The sequence below is a fragment of the Nodosilinea sp. LEGE 07088 genome (assembly GCF_015207395.1).
Taxonomy (GTDB): domain Bacteria; phylum Cyanobacteriota; class Cyanobacteriia; order Phormidesmidales; family Phormidesmidaceae; genus Nodosilinea.
In genome coordinates, this window is record NZ_JADEWX010000015.1 from 12,993 (window position 1) to 31,295 (window position 18,303).

An 18,303-nucleotide genomic window follows, 5' to 3' on the forward strand; every position below is an offset into this window, starting at 1 on the left:
TGATTACTAGATTAAACCCTATCATTGGTTTGTTGTTAAACCTCTAGTTGTACTGGCGTAATTCCCTCGCGCAAGGGCTTTTGCTGCTGCGTCCAGACCTGCTCAACTAGGGGGCCTACCATTGGTGAGCAGATACTGAGGCCCTGACGCAGCAGGCCAAAGCGACGCAATAGCTCACCCCGACTGGCCTCGTGGGCCTGAAGCCGTTGTGCCTCAATAATTTCCGGTTCTCGTTCGGCCTGAATACGACCTAAGGCCTGATCGATCGCGGTGGGATCGGGAGCGCCATCCTGCGCCGCCCTGAGCACTGGCACCAGGTGATTGGCGGCCACAATCACGTCGCGCAGGGCCAGGTTAATGCCTTGCGCCCGCACGGGCGACATCGGGTGGGCGGCATCGCCGAGCAGCAGCAGGCCTGGACGATGCCAGCGATCGCAGCGGCCCACCACGACCGAGAGCCGCAGCGGCGGCGTAATCTCATCTTTTACGGTGCGAAAGTGATTCACTAGATCTGGCGGCACCAGGGCAGCAAACGTGGTTGCCCAGTCTTTTGGCTCGGTGGGTGCTTCTGGGTCAATGGCCCAGGCCAGGTGCATTTTGCCTGCCTCTGCCCCATGGAATAGGCTGAATACCCGCCCGCCCTTAACGACGGTGCAAAACCGATTGTCGGTCTCGTAGCTAGCGGGGGCGGGTAGCTTAAACCACAGCACGTCGATGCTTTTGGGCTGGGTTTCGAGGGCTAACGCCCCCTGCTGGCGCATCGCCGAGGCGCGGCCATCGGCCCCGATCACCAGGTCGGCTTCTAGGGTGCGCCCGTTTGCTAGCAACACTCCCGCAACCCGGTCATTGCGCCAGAGCAGATCCTTGGCTGCGGTCCCAAAAATCCACTCGAAGCCAGGTTTGGCCTGGGCTACCTGCACCAGGGCCGATAGTAGTGGCGGCTGGGAGACCAGGGTACAGGGGCGATTGGCTCCCAGGGGTTCGTCGGCGCGAAACAGGCGGCGATCGTTGAGCCAAAATTCCCAGGCGCTGAGGGGGTGGTGAGGAATGGTCTCTAGTAGCGAATCGAGGCCCATTTGGTGCAGGGCGTCGAGGCCGCTGGGCATCAGCCCTTCGCCGCGAAACTGGCGCTGAAAGTCGCGGGCGGCTTCGATCAGGGTGACGGGGATGCCGCGGCGGGCCAGCAGTAGGGCCAGGGTGGCTCCGGTGGGGCCAGCTCCTGCGATAATCACTCTGGCCATAATTTTATCAGCGCTACAGCAAAACCTCCGTTCAGAATAACGCTCGATGGCATGACCCTAGCCCCTCCCCTTACAATAGGGACTCATCCTTCGACGACTGGAACTCGCTGTGGCAGCACCCGCTTCTAAGGCCGACAAGCCCACTCTCAAGCCCACTCTTATGTTGGTGGATGGCCATTCCCTGGCCTTTCGCTCGTACTATGCCTTCGCCAAAAATGCCGACGGCGGCCTGCGCACCTCGACGGGCATCCCCACCAGCGTCTGCTACGGCTTTCTCAAGTCGCTGCTCGACATGATGGAGGTGGAAAAGCCCCAGTACGCTGCCGTAGCCTTTGACCTGGCCCAGCCTACCTTTCGCCACGAGGCCGACGCCACCTACAAAGACGGTCGCCCCGAAGCTCCGGAGGGGTTTCTAGAGGATGTTGAGAACCTGAACGAACTGCTGACCGACTTTGGCCTCAATATCTATGTGGCTCCCGGCTTTGAGGCCGACGATGTAATTGGCACCCTGGCGACTAAGGCCCTGGACGAAGGATTCTGCGTCAAAATTCTCAGTGGCGACCAGGATCTGTTTCAGCTGATTGACCCCGACGAGTGCATCACCGTGCTGCACCTAGGCAACGCCTTTGCTAGGGGAGCCAAGAACGGTCTGGCCCAGGAATTCAAAATTGAGCAAGTGAAGGCCAAGCTGGATATCTACCCCCACCAGGTAGTGGACTACAAGGCGCTATGCGGCGACTCGTCGGACAATATCCCCGGCGTCAAGGGCATTGGGGCTAAGACCGCCGCCAAGCTGCTGGCGGAGTATGGCGATTTGGATGCGATCTACGCCGACATCGACAATATCAAGGGTGCCACCCAGAAGAAGCTGATCGAGGGCAAAGAGTCGGCCTACCACTCGCGCTACATGGCCAAGATCGTCACCGATATCGATTTGCCCATCGACCTGGCCACCTGCAAGCTGGAGGGCTTTGACCCCGACGTGGTGATTCCAGCGCTCAAAAAGCTGGAGTTTCAGAACTTTGTCAACCGCTTGGGCAAGCTGCAAACTGCTTTTGGGGGGAGGGCGGCAGAGAAGACGGCGAGTCAGGCTCTGCATTCAGGAGACAGGAGTCAGGAGGCCAGCCGTGAGGATGCTGGTGGTGCTGACGTGGCTTTCTTTACGGCAGAAGAAACCGACAGCGCCCAGGGAGTGGATGAGGTGGCGATCGCACCCCAGATCATTACTACCGAAGCCCAGCTCTACGAACTGCTCGACATTCTCTCGGCGCAAAAGAACCCCGCCACCCCCGTTGCCTGGGACACCGAGACCACCTCGCTGGAGCCACGGGATGCCACCCTAGTGGGCCTGGGCTGCTGCTGGGGTACCGGGCGAGACGAGATGGCCTATATTCCCGTCGGCCATAGCGAGGGCAAAAATCTACCCCTAAAGATGGTGCTAGATGCCCTGCGCCCCATTCTCGAAGACGACGAGTTTCCCAAGGCGCTGCAAAATGCCAAGTACGATCGCCTGGTACTGCGTCACCAGGGCATTGCTCTGGCGGGGGTGGTCTTTGACACCATGCTGGCCAGCTACGTGCTCAACCCCGAAACCACCCACAACCTGACGGATTTGAGCCTGCGCTACCTCAACCTTGTCGCCCAGAGCTATGAGGATCTGGTGCCCAAGGGCAAGACCATTGCCGATGTGGCGGTGGCGGCAGCCGCCATCTACTGCGGGGCCGATGTCCACACCACCTACCTGCTGGTGCCCCAGCTCCAGGCCGAGCTGGACGGCGTACCCGACCTCAAAACCCTGTTCACCGAGGTCGAGCTGCCCCTGGAGCCGGTACTGGCCGAGATGGAATCTATTGGCATTCGGGTTGACCCCGACTACCTGGCGAATTTTTCCAAGCAGCTGGAAACCGACCTGGCCCGCCTGGAGAAAACCGCCTACGAAGCGGCCGGAGAAACCTTTAACCTGGCCTCGCCCAAGCAGCTGAGTGAACTCCTGTTTGAAAAGCTGGGCTTGGACAAGCGCAAGTCACGCAAAAACAAATCTGGCGGCTACTCCACCGATGCCTCCACCCTGGAAAAGCTCCAGGGCGACCACGCCGTAGTGGATCTGGTGGTGGAGCACCGCACCCTCTCCAAGCTGAAATCAACCTATGTCGATGCCCTACCCACCCTGATTCGCCCCGACACCCACCGGGTGCACACCGACTTTAACCAGGCGGTGACGGCCACCGGGCGGCTGTCGTCGTCGAACCCGAACCTGCAAAATATCCCCATTCGCACAGCCTTTAGTCGGCAGATTCGGGCGGCCTTCATTCCTGAAACCGGCTGGCGGCTGGTGGCGGCAGACTATTCGCAGATTGAACTGCGCATTCTGGCTCACCTCAGCGGCGAGCCAGTGCTGGTGGAGGCCTACAACAACAACGATGACGTCCACACTCTGACCGCCCGGCTGCTATTCGAGAAAGATGAGATCAGCTCAGAAGAACGACGGGCGGGTAAGGTGATCAACTTTGGCATTATCTACGGCATGGGGGCGGTGCGCTTTGCCCGCGAGGCCGGGGTGAGCCGTGCTGAGGCCAAGACCTTTATCGATCGCTACTACGATCGCTACCCTAAAGTCTTCGAGTACCTGCAACAGATGCAGCGGGAGGCGATCGCCCTCGGCTACGTGCAGACCATCTGCGGACGGCGGCGGTACTTTAACTTTACCGATGGCAAGCTGCGATCGCTCAAGGGCAGCGACCCCGCGACCATCGACCTCGACACCCTCCGCACCAATGGCTATGACGCGGGCTCGCTGCGGGCCGCCGCCAACGCCCCGATTCAGGGCAGCAGCGCCGATATTATCAAAATTGCCATGATTCGCCTGCACGAGTTACTGAAAGACTATGAGGCCAACCTGCTGCTGCAAGTCCACGACGAACTGGTGTTTGAAGTGCCTCCTGCCGAGTGGGAGGCGCTAGAGCCTAAAATTACTGCCGTGATGGAGTCGGCAGTGGCCCTGAAGGTGCCTCTCAGGGTCGAGGCCCATGCTGGCCCCAACTGGATGGAGACCAAGTAAAGACAGGCTTGAATCTGCGATCGCCCCAGGAAGAGGACACCTCAGCCGATGAGCAGGCCCAGGTCGAGGCGGCTGGGTTGAGCGATGTCAACATTTCCGTGAAGCCTAACGGCATTACCCCAGACTTGACCGATTCAAGATAGGGGCAAAACCTGCTCAGGCACATCGATCAACTCGGCGGGTGGATAGAGCGGCGCACTCGGCGGGTGAAGCTGCCAAATCTCTTCGGGGCTGATGATAGGTGAAATCTCCTGCTCCCAATCGCCGCCACCAACGCTGATAGGTGTGTCAACAACGGTTGCTCCCAACAGGTTGAGATAGTCCATAGAGGCTCCGGTCACATCTGTAGAGTAGAGCTGAGCTTCGGTGAAATTAACATAGTCGAGATCGGCATTGACTAGAGTGGTTTGGCTTAGAAAAGCTCTAGTCAAATTGGCAGCCGTTAAATTTGCTTGGGTCAAATTTGCCCTTTCTAGATTGGCCCCAGACAGGTCAGCTCCGGTGAGGTTAGCGTGGTGCAGATTAGCGCCCATTAGATCAGCCCCCCTCAGATCGACCCAGGACAGATCGCAGCCTGGGCATTGATTGAGAATCAATAGCCTGCGGACATTGGAAGTTTGCAGATCGACCAAGGGGGGTTCAGCGAGAACCGGGGTGGCCAGCAGCAACATCGATAGCCCAGGCCATAACGCAAAATATTTACAACGCATGTTTCCTCCTTTTAGCCTGGCTGTACGGCCACCAGCTAATGAGATAGGTGCTGCCTCAAAAGAGAAGCCGCCGCGAGCCATGCCTTGAATAGCGCCTTTTTACTACATAGAAATATAAGTAGAAAAAGGACAATTGATGATGGAGTAGCTTCTTTGGTAGGAGTGGACTAGAAAGCTACCGCTTTCTAGTCCACTCCTTGATCCTGACATGAATCGGAGCTGCTAGATGATTTGTGCAATCAATCGCAGCAAACTTAGGTAGTTTCTGAGAAAGAAGATACCCCCAGGTAGGGGCGCAGGGCCTGCGCCCTCGAGAGAAAGCAAAATTTTCGGGTATTTTCGTTTCCAGAATTGTCCTTAGCTTGGCGTGGTTGCCGAAGGGAATGACCCACAGCCAGCCTTCCTCAAACGCACCGACCCTCATTTACTCCCTTACCCATCCACCCATCTACCCAAACAGTTTCCATTCTTGAAACCATCCTGAGCAGTCTGCTCCGCCATGGCAAGGTAAGGACAGCGTTACTTGATACCCTTGCCATGGAACACCGATGGATGGGCTGGGCCGCCCTGGGCAGCGGACTAGCGGCCCTGCTGTTAGGCTGCACCCAGATTCAGGCTCAGCCGCCCTTAGCCTCTGAACCCGCCCCCTACAACCCTACGGGTTTACCCTCTCCCGAGTTAACCCAGGCCCCTACCGTGGATAGCGAACTTACCCAGGCCCAATTGGACTTTGGCCTCACCCTGTTTGAGCACCTGCGACAGGCCAGCCCTGAGCAAAACGTGCTGGTGTCGCCCACTAGCGTTGCCCTGGCTCTCGCCCTGGTCTACAACGGCGCAGGCGGTGAGACCCAGGCCGCGATCGCCGACGCGCTCCAGATCCGGGGGCTAGACCTAGATCAGATCAACCAGGGCAACCAGGCCATCACCCAGCACCTGGCCCAGCTCGATTCTGAGGTAGCGCTGGAGATTGCCAACTCGCTATGGATTAACGAGCAGCTGCCAGTCCGCGATGACTACATCGAACGCATGCAGGTCGCCTACGCTGCCGAAGTAGCCGCTCTAGACTTTGGCCTACCTGCCGCTAGCGATCGCATCAACGCCTGGGTCAAAGAGCACACCCGCGATCGCATTCCCACCATCGTCGAGCAGCTGCCCGCCGATCAGCTGTTGGTGCTGGCCAACGCCGTCTATTTCAAGGGAGCCTGGAGCGAAGCCTTTGACCCCGATCGCACCCGCGATCGCCCCTTTACCCTGGCCAACGGCGACACCATTGAGCATCCCCTGATGGCCCAAGACGACGACTATCTCTATGTGGAAACTGACCAGTTTCAGGCGGTCAGCCTGCCCTACGGCAACGAGTCACTCAGCTTTGAGGTGATTTTGCCTGCCCCCGACACCGACCTGGCCACGGTGGCGACTCAGCTCGACGCTGAAACCTGGCAGGGCTGGATGAACCAAATGCGATCGCGCCCCGGCGAAGTGCAGCTGCCCAAGTTCCAGTTTGAGTACGAGGCCAACCTGATTCCCACCCTTGATGCCATGGGCATGGGCATTGCCTTTGAGGCAGGACAAGCCGATTTCTCGGGCCTTACCCCCCTCGATGCTTTCATCAACCAGGTGCGCCACAAGACCTTCATTGAGGTCAACGAAACCGGCACCGAAGCCGCCGCCAGCACGGCCATCGGCATCATGCCCACCTCGATTCAGATGCCGCCCGAGCCACCGTTTCAGATGGTGGTCGATCGCCCCTTTTTGGCCGCCATCCGCGATCGCCAAACCGGTACGCTGCTGTTTGTTGGGGCGATCGTAGACCCGAGGTAGGCGGGTGGATGGGTAGGCGGGTGGATGGGTAGGCGGGTAGACAGGCTCATGCTCATTCACTCATCCACTCACTTCCCGCGCTCCTCCAGCAGCCGCCGCCACTCGCTATCGAGCTTGTCCTTCTGGGCCGCTTCCTGCTCGGTCAGATCGACTTCGGTGGTGTAGGCCAGGTCATCGGTACCCAGCACCGTCTGGCCCCTGAGGGTCTCCGCAAAGGTCAGCTTTTCCTGTAGGTCATCGGTGAGCTGCTTGAGCTCTGCGGCCCGCTGCTCGCGCTCGGCGTTGCGGGCTTCAAGTTTGCTATTTTGCCGCTGCAGCCAAAAGTAGCGCACCAGAGGAATAGACAAAAATGCTGCGCCATAGCCTAGGAGCACCCAGTAAAGGGAATTGGCTAGGGCCACAATGCCCCCCAGCTCTGCCACTAGGGCTGCGTTATTTTGCAGCATGCTGCCCAAAGCCAGGGCACCCACTAGGTTGGCTCCGCCCAGGCCGATGGCCATCATGACCTGGCCTGAAGTGGCCTGGCTAAAGCGTCGGGGCAGCTCCCGCAAAAACTGGGGTGGCTTGATGGTGCGCCGTGCTTTGGCGGTGACTTGAAGTTCCGGAAACTGGTAGACGATGTTTCCCTGGGGGCTCACCTGGGGCAGGCCGTTGAAGTGGCTGAGTACCGGCACCATATAGTCTTCGAGTTCACTGTCCCAGCCCTTGCCGAGGTCGCCCAAAAACGGGGTAATCTGCTCGGCTACCACCGCGCCACCGTTGGCTTGAATCACCTGGGCAATATTTTGCCAGCGACGTTCGTCGAGGTCGTCGTTGGGGTCGCCGTCGCCAAACAGAAACGAGTACACCGCCTCCAGAAAGTTGAGGTCGCTCTTGGCGCGGGCGGGGCGGCGGCGATCGCCCCTGGGGTCAAACATCCAAAAAATGTCTGGGCCCAGCCAGATCCGGGGCATAAAGACCATGCCGCCGCCGCCCCGGCCACCACCGCTGTTGTTATCGTCGCGCCCGGCGCTGCTGGCGGCGATCGCCAGTACGGTAATGGCGACGACAATTAACACCAGTGACAAGATCAGCATGACGCCAAAGGAAATGCGGATCAGGTAGAACAACACCCGCCAAATCTTTTCCCAGGTGCTCTGCAACCGCAGTCGCCAGGATTTGCTCCACAGCACCGCCTGAATATTTTTGGGGAAAACGTAGGCGATCTCGCCCGATTCTGCCACCTGGAGGTGTGCCTGGGTCTCGGTCGCCAGGGCCAGTACCCCCCGCTGAGCTTCCAGCAGGGGAATGCCTGCTTCAGCCGCGACGTCTCCGATGGTGACTCGATGGCCTAAGCGCTCTACCGCTTGGGTAATCGTCTTTGTCTGCGCCATAAATTATTGGAACCCCTGGGTTCTAACGACACGTCGACTTACTCTGCTAGTTGCGTATACAACCAGTATAGAAACCGGGATCGAGAACCACAGGGGGCAGTTACCGTACCAATGCAGGGACTGAGGTCAGCCTTTGCCGAGTACCTGGTCGCGAATAGCGGTGATGTCGCTCAATAGCTCTTGGCGATTGGATGCCTTGAGCAGGTAGCGGTAGAGAAACCAGCCACTGTAGATCAACCCGATCAGCTCAAAGAGGGGTGCCAGTAGCGGAAAATCGTTGATGGCGCTGAGCAGCGCCAGTACCAGCTTGACCGCAATGATGGCGGCGATAATCAGGCCGACAGTAACAATGGGCCGACGGTACTGCTTAAAGAATTCCGACACATAGTCGGGCAGATCGCCCAACAGTCCAGAGACTTTTTCCCACACCTGCTGTACTTGACGGCTGGCTTCATCCCCAATGGCACCAGTAGCCGATTCTGATGTCTCCACATCTAGAACTGGCTTCTCAGGGTCTGTAAATGCAGTATCTGACTCAAATTCTGTACTCATAACTAATCATTCCAGGGGCTTGATTCAGTTCAATGGATAATTACGAAACAAGAATACACCCAATTCTTATTGAGCGTTAGGAGAGTTACAGACTGAATTAATTCGATGTTCAAATGGTTGGGTGTCAATCGTTGTCTGGCAGGCGATCGCCCCTACACCGGGGTCATTTATTCGCCTGAGAGGCCCTCTAGGGAATCTAAATACTTGTAAAGCTGTCGCCGATCGACGACGAAACCGGGGTCGGGCATCGGCCCTTGGCTATGCCTAGGGGATGGGGTTGCCCAGCGGATGAAGCCGCCTTGGCGGCGTTGGCTCGGGCGATCGTTAGAATATAGAGAAGTCATTGACGGCCTCACTTCAGCCCAATTACTATGGCATATCGCATCGTACCCAGGAGTGTATTAGCCCTATCGAAACGGTTTACGGCCATCTAAAGGGGCTCAAGCCCAGTCAGCTCAAGCAGTTGCAGCGCATCTATCATCAGCGACTGCCCGGCGATTGCGTGGTTACCCCAGAATTTGCCCAGCGATTGGCGGCGGTTAGCACCGAGATTGACAGCCCCTTGTGTGCGTACATTAATCGCCGGGGGCAGGTCATTCGGGTGGGGGTGGGCACGCTCCGGCAAACGCAAATTCCACCAACCGAGCTGCCCCGCTATGGAGCCGAGCGCCTCAGCGGCATTCGCTGTATTACGACTCAGTTTGAGCTGGCGCCACCGGGCGACGCCACGCTTACCACCATGGCGCTCCAGCGCCTCGATGTCTTGGCGGTGCTGGCGCTGTCGGGTACGGGGTTTACCCGCCGGGGGGGCGGGGCGACGGGCTATATTCACAGTGCCTATTTGGCCCATCTAGTGCCCCACCCCGAGCAGCGCTGGCTGGTGTCGGCACCGACCGCTTTAGAGGCGCTCTCCCAGCAGGATTTTTTGGCTCTGGCGGAGGGGCTAGAGGCAGAGTTTAGTCGCGCCTATACCGCCCGCCAGGTGGAGGACGATCGCGATCGCGTGCTGGTGGTCGGTCTCTTCACCAGTGACCAAACCGCTGACCACTTTCACACCCGTCTGCAAGAGCTCGATCGCCTGGTCGACAGTGCCGGGGGTGAAGTGCTCGAAACTCTCTACCAGAAGCGGCCCCGCCCCCACCCGCAAACGGTGCTGGGAGCCGGTAAGGTGCAGGAGGTCGCCCTGGCGGCCCAAACCGTGGGGGCCAACTTGATTGTGTTTGACCGCGACCTATCGCCCATGCAGGTACGTAACCTGGAAAAGCTGGTGGGCATTCGGGTGGTCGATCGCACCGAGCTGATTCTCGATATCTTTGCCCAGCGAGCCAAGACCGGAGCGGGCCAGCTCCAGGTCGAGCTGGCCCAGCTCGAATACCAGATGCCCCGTTTACGAGGACGCGGTCAGGCGATGTCGCGACTGGGCGGCGGTATCGGCACCCGGGGCCCTGGTGAAACCAAGCTGGAGACCGAACGCCGCACCATTCAGCGGCGGATTAACAAGCTCCAACAGGAGGTCAACCAGCTCCAGGCCCACCGCTCTCGCCTGCGCCACCGGCGCCAGGATGACAACCTGCCCTCGATCGCTGTGGTGGGCTACACCAACGCGGGCAAGTCTACCCTGGTCAACACGCTGACCAACTCCGAGGTCTACGCCGCCGACCAGCTGTTTGCTACCCTCGACCCCACCACCCGTCGCCTGGCCATCACCGACCCTCTCACCCACGCCACCACCCAGCTGGTGCTCACCGATACGGTGGGCTTCATCGAGGAGCTGCCCGCCTCGCTAATGGATGCCTTTCGCGCCACCCTCGAAGAGGTGACCGAGGCCGATGCCCTGCTCCATGTGGTGGATGTGTCGCACCCTGCCTGGCAAGACCAGATTCACTGGGTGATGCGCATTCTCAAACAGATGCCGATTGTGCCGGGGCCGATGCTGCTGGTGTTTAACAAGGCCGACCGGGTCAGTAATGAGGTGCTGGAGCTGGCCTACGATGAATATCCCCAGGCCCTATTTATTTCGGCTACCGAGCGCCTCGGGCTCGATACCCTGCGGCAGCGGCTGCTAACGCTGATCGATTACGCCGTCACGGTCTAGCTGAGCATCTACAATGCCGGCAGGTGGCGATCGCCACCGCAAATACTGCGATCGCGCCCATCCATGCCGCCCAAAGGAGCCGCCGGTGCCGAGTCTAGCCCCCAATCGCCACGTTCGCCACCACGAAAAGCAGTGGTTTGGCATGCTGTTTCGCCTGCGGGGGTCGGTGATCCCGTCGGTACTGCCCAGAACCCTGCTCTGCTGCGGCTTCTCGGTAGCGGTTTTGCTGCTGTACTGGCGGGGCTGGCCGGTGTCATCGCCAGCGCTGTCGTCGGTGGTGCCTAGCCTGGTGTTGGGCCTGCTGCTGGTGTTTCGCACTAACACTTCCTACGAGCGGTTTTGGGAGGGGCGCAAGCTGTGGGGCAATGTGATCAACCTGACCCGCAATTTGGCCCGGCAGATGTGGGTGGCGATCGCCACTCCCCAGCCCCAAGATAAGCAGGCCAAGGCCGAGGCCGTGCGCCTGCTGCCCGCCTTTGCCGTCGCCATGAAGCTACATCTGCGGGGCGAAGCCCCCGATAGCGAGCTGGCAGGGTTACTGAGCTGCGATCGCTTTACCACGCTCCAGGGGATGAACAACCCCTCCCTGGAGATTGCCTTTTGGGTAGCCGACTACCTACAAACCCAGCAGCTGCGGGGCACCCTTAACCCCTACCAGCTCACCTACTGCCTAGAAACCCTCGACGGTCTGGTGGATGCGTTAGGGGGGTGCGAACGCATTCTCAAGACCCCTGTGCCGGTGGCCTACTCGATTCATCTAAAGCAGCTGCTGTTGCTCTATTGCCTGGCCCTCCCCTTTCAGCTAGTGGGGACGGTGGGCTGGGGTACGCCTTTTTTGGTGGGGTTGATCAGCTTTGCGGTCTTTGGTATCGAAGAGATCGGCATTGAGATCGAAAACCCCTTTGGCAATGACCCCAACGATCTGCCCCTCGACACCATCTGCCGCACCATGCAGCAAAATACCGAAGACCTGATTTCGATGGTGCCGGGTACGCCCCGCTGGTGCCCTCCAGTGGTGGCCGATTCCTCGCCTGCCTCCGGGCAACTAACTCCCTAGTACGCAGGCCACCGATGCCATCACCCACGTTGAGCCCGGTTGGGCTCTCCTGCCACCGCCCTAAACTCCGAGGTAAGTCGTCGGGTCGAAGGTAGATTCGGCTCTTGGTGCCGGGATTGCCCGATGCAGAGCCAGTAAAGTTGAGTATCGACCATCCATAACGCATGGTTATCCCGTTCTCAGAGAGATGCATTAATCCACTCCACGCAGCCGACGGGTATTGTCGTAGAGGCTCTGGGCCAGTCCATCAAGGCGTTCAGAGAGTTTTGCATCGGTCAGCTTGCCCTGGTCATCAAACGCCTGCCAGGCCTGACCGATCGCCACCTGTTCTGGAATCACCCAGGTGTGCACCCAGCGCAGCATGGTACGCAGATCGTTGAGAGCATTGCTGTTGACTTGCCCCCCCAAAATGCTGACAGCACCCGCCACTTTGCCATCGAGCTGGTCAAAACTCATCAGATCTAGCGCATTTTTGAGCACGCCGCTAACGCTGCCGTGGTACTCGGGGGTGACCAGCACGAACCCATCAGCCGCCAGAAATGCCTGGCGCAAACGTTCCACATCGGGATGGTTGGGGTAGTCTTTGCCGCCGTGGCACAGGGGCAACGTCATCTCGCGTAGGTCGAGGAGTTCGACCTCGGCCCCCAGAGCCCGGAGGCGATCGCCCACCAGGCCCAGCGCCAATTGGCTATAGGAATTGGGCCGCAAACTTCCGGCAATACCTGCAAACTTGACCATGATATGCCTCTTTTTATTCGTAGTCGTAATGACTTCAGGTTAATGAATTTGGCGGCTATCTGTCAAGGGAGGGGTTGGGGGTTGGATGTAGGTTCTTTTTAGGAGCTATATCCAGATACCTTGGCCTGATTTAGAGATTTCTGGTTCGATAGCTGGATTAATTGGCTATAGTGACGACAAAATTGCCCTTTCAGGGTCGGAGGCCACTGTGGTAGACCCTACGTTCGATTCCCGTCAGCGGGTTGAAGCAGTCAGCCCAGCGATCGGAGCAGCTGAGACGGCTGCTCCGGCCCCGCTGATCGTTGGGAATGAAACTATTCCCCGAGGCAGGCGGGTGCGTCTCGATCTGCCCGTGGCGCGCCTGCCCACCGGCACGATGATGTCGCTGCCGATCACCATCATCCACGGCAAAAAACCTGGGCCGCGCCTGTGGCTGAGCGCCGCTATCCACGGCGATGAACTCAATGGGGTAGACATCATTCGCCGGGTGGTGCGGGAGCTCAAGCCCCACCGCCTCACCGGGACGGTGATTGCGGTGCCGGTGGTGAATGTTTTTGGCTTAATTGAGCAGTCGCGCTATCTGCCCGATCGCCGCGATCTGAACCGCTCGTTCCCTGGCTCGGCGCGTGGGTCCATGGCCGGTCGTCTAGCAGCCCTGTTTATGCGAGAAGTGGTCAGCCAGTGCACCCACGGTATTGATCTACATACCGCCGCCATCCACCGCATCAATCTGCCCCAGGTGCGGGCCAACCTGCAAAACCCCGATACCTATGCTTTTGCCCAGGCGTTTGGGGCCCCGATTATGATCAATTCCTCCCACCGCGACGGATCGCTGCGGCAGGCCGCCGCCAAACGCCAAATCCCCACCCTGCTCTATGAGGCGGGCGAAGCCCTGCGGTTTGACGCGATCGCAATTCAAACCGGTATCGACGGCATCTACCGGGCCATGGCCCACCTGGGCATGTACGCCCCACCGGCAACCAGCCCGCCCGTAACCCTAGAAGCCGGTGAAACCCGCTGGGTACGAGCCTCGCGAGGGGGCATCTGGCACCGCTCCATTGACCTGGGCGATGAGGTAAAGCCCCGCCAGCCCCTGGGCTTTATCAGCGATACTTTTGGCGATAAACCTGTGCAGGTGCGCAGCCCCCTGGCTGGCATTGTCATTGGCCACGGCCAAAACCCCCTGGTCAATCAGGGCGATGCCCTGGTTCACGTTGCCAGCATCAAAACCGATGATGTGCCAGCCTCGGATGACCGGCAAGACTCGTAGGCCAGGTGACGAGAATCGCACCCACCGCCTACCCCTATCCCCCCCTAGGTCAAAGCATAGGGTAAGCAAGACTTGTAGGATGGGCAAAGCAGCGTCGGCCCATTAGCTCACCCATGCAGCACTTTACCCAGCTCTTTTTAGATGTAGATGCCACCACCTCAACCAACGAGAAGGTGCGATCGCTACAGGCCTACTTCCAAACCGCTGACCCTGCCGATAAGGTCTGGGCACTGTATCTGCTGCTGGGCAAAACCCGTCGCCGCACCGTTACCTCGCGGGTGCTGCGGGAGGTTTTTCTACAAATTTCTGACATTCCTGAGTGGCTGTTTAAAGACTGCTACGCCCAGGTGGGTGACTCCGCCGAAGTGATTGCGCTGCTGCTGCGGGATGTGGATTTGTCGTGCCCAACCCTGGTCAATGGTCAAGCTCCCCCTAGGGGCGAACAGTCGTTTGCCCCTACCCAGGTCATTGCCAATGCCCATCCCCCTGTTAATCCCATGCCGCTGCACCAGTGGATGGAGGAGATTATCCCGATGGCCAAAGCGGTGTCAACCGACGCCGAACGGCGCGATCTGATCATTTCCTGGTGGGCCGCGCTGAGCAATACCGAAGTCTTTGTGCTCAACAAAATTCTCACCGGAGCCTTTCGTGTCGGCGCGTCAGCAAAGCTGGTGATCAAGGGATTAGCGGTCGCCACCGGTATCTCAGAACCGGTGCTGACCCACCGACTGATGGGCGACTTTACCCCCACGGTTGAGTTTTACACCCGTCTGACCAGTGCCGAAGCAACCCAAAATGCCCCCAGCCAGCCCTACCCATTCTTTCTCGCCACCTCCCTGGACGAAGACAAGTTTCGGGTCGAAGAGTTTTCTCGCTGGCGGGCGGAGTGGAAGTGGGACGGCATTCGCGCCCAGGTGATTAAGCGGGCCGACCAGGTGTTTATCTGGTCGCGGGGGGAAGATCTGGTGACGCCCCAGTTCCCTGAGATAGAAGCCATGATGGCGCTGTTCCCCAACGGTACGGTGCTGGATGGCGAAATTCTCTGCTGGCAAGACGGTAGGCCGCTGTCGTTTAACCATCTGCAAAAGCGCCTGGGCCGTAAGCAAGTCAGCAAAAAGGTCATGGCCGCAAGTCCGGTTCACTTCATCGCCTACGACCTGCTGGAGTACGGTGGGGTGGATATTCGGGAGCAGGCGCTGCGCGATCGCACCTATTCCCTCACCACCCTGCTAGGCGTCCACACCGCCCCCAACCTGCACCAGTCCATCCCCCTGACCTTCAACTCATTTGACGAATTGGCGGAACTGCGTCAAAAGGCCCGCCAGCACGGGGCCGAAGGGCTGGTGGTCAAGGCGATCGACAGCCCCTACCTGGTGGGCCGCAAGCGCGGCTACTGGTGGAAATACAAGGTTGACCCCATGAGTCTCGACGCGGTACTGATCTATGCCCAGGCGGGCAGCGGCAAGCGGGCCAACCTGTTTACCGACTACACCTTTGCCCTCTGGCAGGGGGATACCCTAGTGCCCTTTGCCAAGGCCTATAGCGGGCTCGACAATGCCGAAATCGACCTCCTCGACAAGTGGATTCGCCGCCATACCATCGAGCGGTTTGGGCCGGTGCGATCGGTCGAGCCCATCCAGGTGTTTGAGATTGGCTTTGAGGGTATTGCCGAGTCGAGCCGTCACAAATCGGGCATTTCGGTGCGGTTTCCCCGCATTTTGCGCTGGCGGACGGACAAGCCTGCCGCCGAAGCCGATACGCTAGAATCGGCCCAGGCGCTATTAGCAACATGCCAATAATTCGGATTTCAATATGCTAAAAGCTGCCATTATCCAGCCCGATCAGTCCTATACCTTTGCAGATTACTTTAAGCTCAACTTTGCTCCCCAGGATATTTTGGCGCACTTTGGCGTTTCGCTACAGCGGCAGTCGTTGACCCTACCTCGCTATGCTGGCCCCCTCAATCGCCTCAGCGATCTCAAAATGCGGATCGAAGAAAGTCTGCCTCGCCTGAGCTTAACCAGCGAAATGGCCCGCCGGGAGTTTTTAATTGCCCCGGTACTAACGGACGTGCTGCACTACACCGCTGCTACGCTCAATGTCGAGTATCCGGTGGCGGTGAGCAACCAGCTCAAAGGATCGCTAGACTACCTGTTGCAAAATGGCACGACATTTCTGGTGGTTGAGGCGAAAAATGAGGATTTAGAGCGCGGCTTTGTGCAACTCGCGATCGCGCTGATTGCCCTTGAACAATGGATTGAGTCTGACCAAAGTATTTTACAAGGGGCAATTTCGACCGGTAACATTTGGCAGTTTGGGCAATTTGATCGCCACTCTCGCCAGGTCACCCAAGACCTCGATCTCTACCGGGTGCCCGCTGATCTAGAGGATCTCCTTCGGGTTTTAGTTAACATTCTCGAACCTAATGTAGCGCTGGCCAGATAGCGGCTCAAGTTTTCTGCTCGACCACCAGGGTCAGGCTTACCCAGGTGCCCTGGGCGTTGTAGGTGCGAATCAGCCGCTGCCGCAGGGTAGGGGTAATCAGCCAGCCCACTTCAAGAAAAAACGGCTGCCCAGAGCGAATCTCGGTGGGGAAGGTGGCCGAGGCACCGTCGGGGAGGCGCAGCACCGTCACCGGTGGGCTCCCCTGGTCAAACTTCAAAGCATTGCCCACCGATCGCCCTTCGGACTGGATGGCAGGGCTATTGCCGAAGGTGAGGGTTTGGGCGATCGCCCCAGGAGTTTCCCCAGGCCTTAGCTCCAGTCGGGTCGCCATGGTTTGAGGCGGCTGTAAGTCGGGGAATACGGTTTCTGCTTCCCCAACCCAGGTGCCGAGGAGCTGATCGACAGACAGCTCCGGGCGCGGGGTGGGCTCGGTGCCTTCCAGGTGTTCGCGAATCAGCGTCAGGCTGCCCAAGGTCGGCTGCTGCGGAAAGATCTGGGCGATGCGCAGCCGCTCGCTGCCGTGGATCAGGCCCAGTTCGGCCCCAAATTCGCTCACCGGGCTGCGCTGAATTGACCCCTGGGAAAAGGCCCCGGTTTCACAAAACAGCACTCCCTTACCCAGTGAGCCATACTCCAGCACCGTTTCGCTAGGGGGCTGACCGGGGGGACACTTGCGAATTACCTGGCGCATAGTGTTGCCCTGGTTAAGGGGCAGCAGCGCCACCTCCGAGGGGATATCGTGCAACAAGGCTCCGCCGGTCGACAGGCTGGTGAACGACCCGACCCAGGTGCCCTGATTCTTGAGCAGGCGCGCCCATTGGGATGTGGGTGCTGACGCATTGGTCATGGTTTCAGGGGGTGTATGGCGGGATGTGGGCCTATCCACTCTGCATCAGGCTGACGAGGTGCGGTAGCTCTGGCAAGATTAAGGCGTTCATCGCCAGGGTCACGGCTTTACTGGAGCCGGGCAACGAGAAAATCAGCGTCCCCTGGAAGACCCCAGCCACGGCGCGGGAGGCGATCGCCCGGGAGCCAATCTCTTGAAAGCTCAGCTGGCGAAAAATTTCGCCAAATCCCGGCAGCGTTTTCTCTAGCAGGTGGGCAACCGCATCGTAGGTCGTGTCGCGGGGAGCAATGCCGGTGCCGCCCGAGAGCATGATGCAGTCTACCTGGTCGGCCAGAGTTTGGCATAGCTCGGCGATGCGATCGGGCTCGTCGGGCACAATGCGATACTCAACCACCTGCTGCCCCGCTTCAGCCAACAGCGTTTGAATGATTTGCCCGCTGCGATCGCTCTCTACGGTGCGGGTATCGCTGACGGTGACTACTGCGCAGCGCACGGGCCGCGACAGCGCCTGGGGATGGGCCATGGCTAAAGGTGACTCAACTCTTGGTAAAGCCCAGGCCGTTTTGCTCGGCGTAGCGATTCATAAAGCGCATAAAGCGATCCCACTCGGCCTCGCTCTTCATCACGTAGGTAGCCTCGATGCCCGCCGGTTCGCCGTTGACAAACTTGCCGTTGACATCGCGGGTCGCCATCTCGCCCTCTTCGTCAACCAGGTACATGCCGGTTATTTCTACACCCTCTTCTCCAGACAACGCCTGGGGATGATCGAAGTAGAAGGTGGCGGTGCCGTCGGAGCCATCCTTGGCACGGGTGAGTCGTACATCGGGAATCACCGGCTCGGCTGTACCACGGGAAAATTGAATTTCGGCCATAGGAAACGTCCTAACCTAGGGTTCTATTTGTAAAAATTTATTCTCTCACGTTACCGGGACTAGGGAAGGGTGAGCGTTCTCAAGTCTTTTAGGAGCTAGCTAACCCCCAAATGCCATCTCGGGCGGCCATGACAGTAGGTGCGCCCACCCGTGTTTCAGTACAGCTTGAAAGGCGCGACGGATAAGCCCCTTCAACATAGGCTGAGCCGTAAACAGGTACCCCG

17 protein-coding genes are annotated in these 18,303 nt (G+C 59.0%); 8 read left to right on the plus strand and 9 right to left on the minus strand.

Annotated elements, in window-relative coordinates; genetic code table 11:
• Positions 1-35: 35 nt before the first annotated feature.
• Positions 36-1,241, minus strand: coding sequence for an FAD-dependent monooxygenase (locus IQ254_RS05960; RefSeq protein WP_193965258.1), 1,206 nt, complete (start codon positions 1,239-1,241; stop codon positions 36-38).
• A 160-nt stretch (positions 1,242-1,401) separates the two neighbouring features.
• On the opposite strand from IQ254_RS05960, the gene polA reads away from it, so the two are divergent.
• On the plus strand, positions 1,402-4,299 hold the full coding sequence (polA, locus tag IQ254_RS05965; protein WP_193965301.1) for a DNA polymerase I: 2,898 nt from the start codon (positions 1,402-1,404) through the stop codon (positions 4,297-4,299).
• A gap of 8 nt (positions 4,300-4,307) precedes the next feature.
• Positions 4,308-4,442: a hypothetical protein gene (locus IQ254_RS32000; RefSeq protein WP_255526978.1), complete on the plus strand. Its 135-nt coding sequence runs from the start codon at positions 4,308-4,310 to the stop codon at positions 4,440-4,442.
• On the opposite strand, the gene IQ254_RS05970 is transcribed toward IQ254_RS32000, so the two are convergent.
• Positions 4,434-5,009, minus strand: coding sequence for a pentapeptide repeat-containing protein (locus tag IQ254_RS05970; protein WP_193965259.1), 576 nt, complete (start codon positions 5,007-5,009; stop codon positions 4,434-4,436). The genes IQ254_RS32000 and IQ254_RS05970 overlap by 9 nt on opposite strands.
• Before the next feature lie 537 nt (positions 5,010-5,546).
• Here IQ254_RS05970 and IQ254_RS05975 point away from each other — a divergent pair.
• A complete protein-coding gene (locus IQ254_RS05975) occupies positions 5,547-6,830 on the plus strand; it encodes a serpin family protein (protein ID WP_228040233.1) in 1,284 nt (427 codons plus the stop codon).
• Between the two features lie 68 nt (positions 6,831-6,898).
• Here the strand turns inward: IQ254_RS05975 and IQ254_RS05980 are convergent, their stop codons facing one another.
• The 3 genes from IQ254_RS05980 to IQ254_RS05990 form a co-directional block, all read right to left on the minus strand.
• Positions 6,899-8,203, minus strand: coding sequence for a hypothetical protein (locus IQ254_RS05980; RefSeq protein ID WP_193965260.1), 1,305 nt, complete (start codon positions 8,201-8,203; stop codon positions 6,899-6,901).
• Between the two features lie 126 nt (positions 8,204-8,329).
• Entirely contained in the window at positions 8,330-8,755 is a 426-nt protein-coding gene (locus IQ254_RS05985; RefSeq protein WP_193965261.1) for a CAAD domain-containing protein, read from the minus strand.
• Between the two features lie 167 nt (positions 8,756-8,922).
• The gene (locus IQ254_RS05990) at positions 8,923-9,099 is read right to left on the minus strand and encodes a hypothetical protein (protein WP_193965262.1); all 177 of its coding nucleotides are present in this window, start codon (positions 9,097-9,099) and stop codon (positions 8,923-8,925) included.
• Between the two features lie 65 nt (positions 9,100-9,164).
• Here IQ254_RS05990 and hflX point away from each other — a divergent pair, with 65 nt between their 5' ends.
• Positions 9,165-10,850 carry a GTPase HflX gene (hflX, locus tag IQ254_RS05995; RefSeq protein WP_369011292.1) on the plus strand — a complete coding sequence of 562 codons (1,686 nt, stop codon included), beginning with the start codon at positions 9,165-9,167 and terminating at the stop codon, positions 10,848-10,850.
• Between the two features lie 13 nt (positions 10,851-10,863).
• Positions 10,864-11,907, plus strand: coding sequence for a bestrophin family protein (locus IQ254_RS06000; protein WP_193965263.1), 1,044 nt, complete (start codon positions 10,864-10,866; stop codon positions 11,905-11,907).
• A gap of 192 nt (positions 11,908-12,099) precedes the next feature.
• On the opposite strand, the gene IQ254_RS06005 is transcribed toward IQ254_RS06000, so the two are convergent.
• Positions 12,100-12,645: an NADPH-dependent FMN reductase gene (locus IQ254_RS06005; RefSeq protein ID WP_193965264.1), complete on the minus strand. Its 546-nt coding sequence runs from the start codon at positions 12,643-12,645 to the stop codon at positions 12,100-12,102.
• Positions 12,646-12,940: 295 nt separating this feature from the next.
• Between IQ254_RS06005 and IQ254_RS06010 the strand changes: the two genes are divergently transcribed.
• The 3 genes from IQ254_RS06010 to IQ254_RS06020 all read left to right on the plus strand — a co-directional run bounded on the left by IQ254_RS06010 (position 12,941) and on the right by IQ254_RS06020 (position 16,360).
• Positions 12,941-13,915, plus strand: a complete 975-nt coding sequence (locus IQ254_RS06010; RefSeq protein ID WP_193965304.1) for a succinylglutamate desuccinylase/aspartoacylase family protein — start codon at positions 12,941-12,943, stop codon at positions 13,913-13,915.
• Positions 13,916-14,028: 113 nt separating this feature from the next.
• The gene (locus tag IQ254_RS06015) at positions 14,029-15,714 is read left to right on the plus strand and encodes an ATP-dependent DNA ligase (RefSeq protein ID WP_193965265.1); all 1,686 of its coding nucleotides are present in this window, start codon (positions 14,029-14,031) and stop codon (positions 15,712-15,714) included.
• A 13-nt stretch (positions 15,715-15,727) separates the two neighbouring features.
• Complete coding sequence (locus tag IQ254_RS06020) at positions 15,728-16,360, plus strand: hypothetical protein (protein ID WP_193965266.1); 633 nt, start codon at positions 15,728-15,730, stop codon at positions 16,358-16,360.
• A gap of 4 nt (positions 16,361-16,364) precedes the next feature.
• On the opposite strand, the gene IQ254_RS06025 is transcribed toward IQ254_RS06020, so the two are convergent.
• Genes IQ254_RS06025 through psb28 form a run of 3 tightly spaced genes read right to left on the minus strand, consistent with a single transcriptional unit; the run spans position 16,365 to position 18,079 of the window.
• Positions 16,365-17,207 carry a DUF3598 family protein gene (locus IQ254_RS06025; protein WP_193965267.1) on the minus strand — a complete coding sequence of 281 codons (843 nt, stop codon included), beginning with the start codon at positions 17,205-17,207 and terminating at the stop codon, positions 16,365-16,367.
• A 31-nt stretch (positions 17,208-17,238) separates the two neighbouring features.
• Positions 17,239-17,730 carry a molybdenum cofactor biosynthesis protein B gene (locus IQ254_RS06030; protein ID WP_193965268.1) on the minus strand — a complete coding sequence of 164 codons (492 nt, stop codon included), beginning with the start codon at positions 17,728-17,730 and terminating at the stop codon, positions 17,239-17,241.
• Positions 17,731-17,743: 13 nt separating this feature from the next.
• Positions 17,744-18,079: a photosystem II reaction center protein Psb28 gene (gene psb28, locus IQ254_RS06035; protein WP_193965269.1), complete on the minus strand. Its 336-nt coding sequence runs from the start codon at positions 18,077-18,079 to the stop codon at positions 17,744-17,746.
• Positions 18,080-18,303 lie beyond the last annotated feature (224 nt).

Bases quoted from the DNA above. Each gene is read 5' to 3' on its own strand.
- IQ254_RS05960 (WP_193965258.1), bottom strand. From the start codon at position 1,241: ATGGCCAGAGTGATTATCGCAGGAGCTGGCCCCACCGGAGCCACCCTG.
- IQ254_RS06030 (WP_193965268.1), bottom strand. From the start codon at position 17,730: ATGGCCCATCCCCAGGCGCTGTCGCGGCCCGTGCGCTGCGCAGTAGTC.
- IQ254_RS05980 (WP_193965260.1), bottom strand. From the start codon at position 8,203: ATGGCGCAGACAAAGACGATTACCCAAGCGGTAGAGCGCTTAGGCCAT.
- IQ254_RS05990 (WP_193965262.1), bottom strand. From the start codon at position 9,099: ATGACTTCTCTATATTCTAACGATCGCCCGAGCCAACGCCGCCAAGGC.
- psb28 (WP_193965269.1), bottom strand. From the start codon at position 18,079: ATGGCCGAAATTCAATTTTCCCGTGGTACAGCCGAGCCGGTGATTCCC.
- IQ254_RS05975 (WP_228040233.1), top strand. From the start codon at position 5,547: ATGGAACACCGATGGATGGGCTGGGCCGCCCTGGGCAGCGGACTAGCG.
- IQ254_RS06020 (WP_193965266.1), top strand. From the start codon at position 15,728: ATGCTAAAAGCTGCCATTATCCAGCCCGATCAGTCCTATACCTTTGCA.
- IQ254_RS06005 (WP_193965264.1), bottom strand. From the start codon at position 12,645: ATGGTCAAGTTTGCAGGTATTGCCGGAAGTTTGCGGCCCAATTCCTAT.
- IQ254_RS05970 (WP_193965259.1), bottom strand. From the start codon at position 5,009: ATGCGTTGTAAATATTTTGCGTTATGGCCTGGGCTATCGATGTTGCTG.
- polA (WP_193965301.1), top strand. From the start codon at position 1,402: ATGTTGGTGGATGGCCATTCCCTGGCCTTTCGCTCGTACTATGCCTTC.
- IQ254_RS06025 (WP_193965267.1), bottom strand. From the start codon at position 17,207: ATGACCAATGCGTCAGCACCCACATCCCAATGGGCGCGCCTGCTCAAG.
- IQ254_RS06000 (WP_193965263.1), top strand. From the start codon at position 10,864: ATGCCGGCAGGTGGCGATCGCCACCGCAAATACTGCGATCGCGCCCAT.
- IQ254_RS06015 (WP_193965265.1), top strand. From the start codon at position 14,029: ATGCAGCACTTTACCCAGCTCTTTTTAGATGTAGATGCCACCACCTCA.
- IQ254_RS05985 (WP_193965261.1), bottom strand. From the start codon at position 8,755: ATGAGTACAGAATTTGAGTCAGATACTGCATTTACAGACCCTGAGAAG.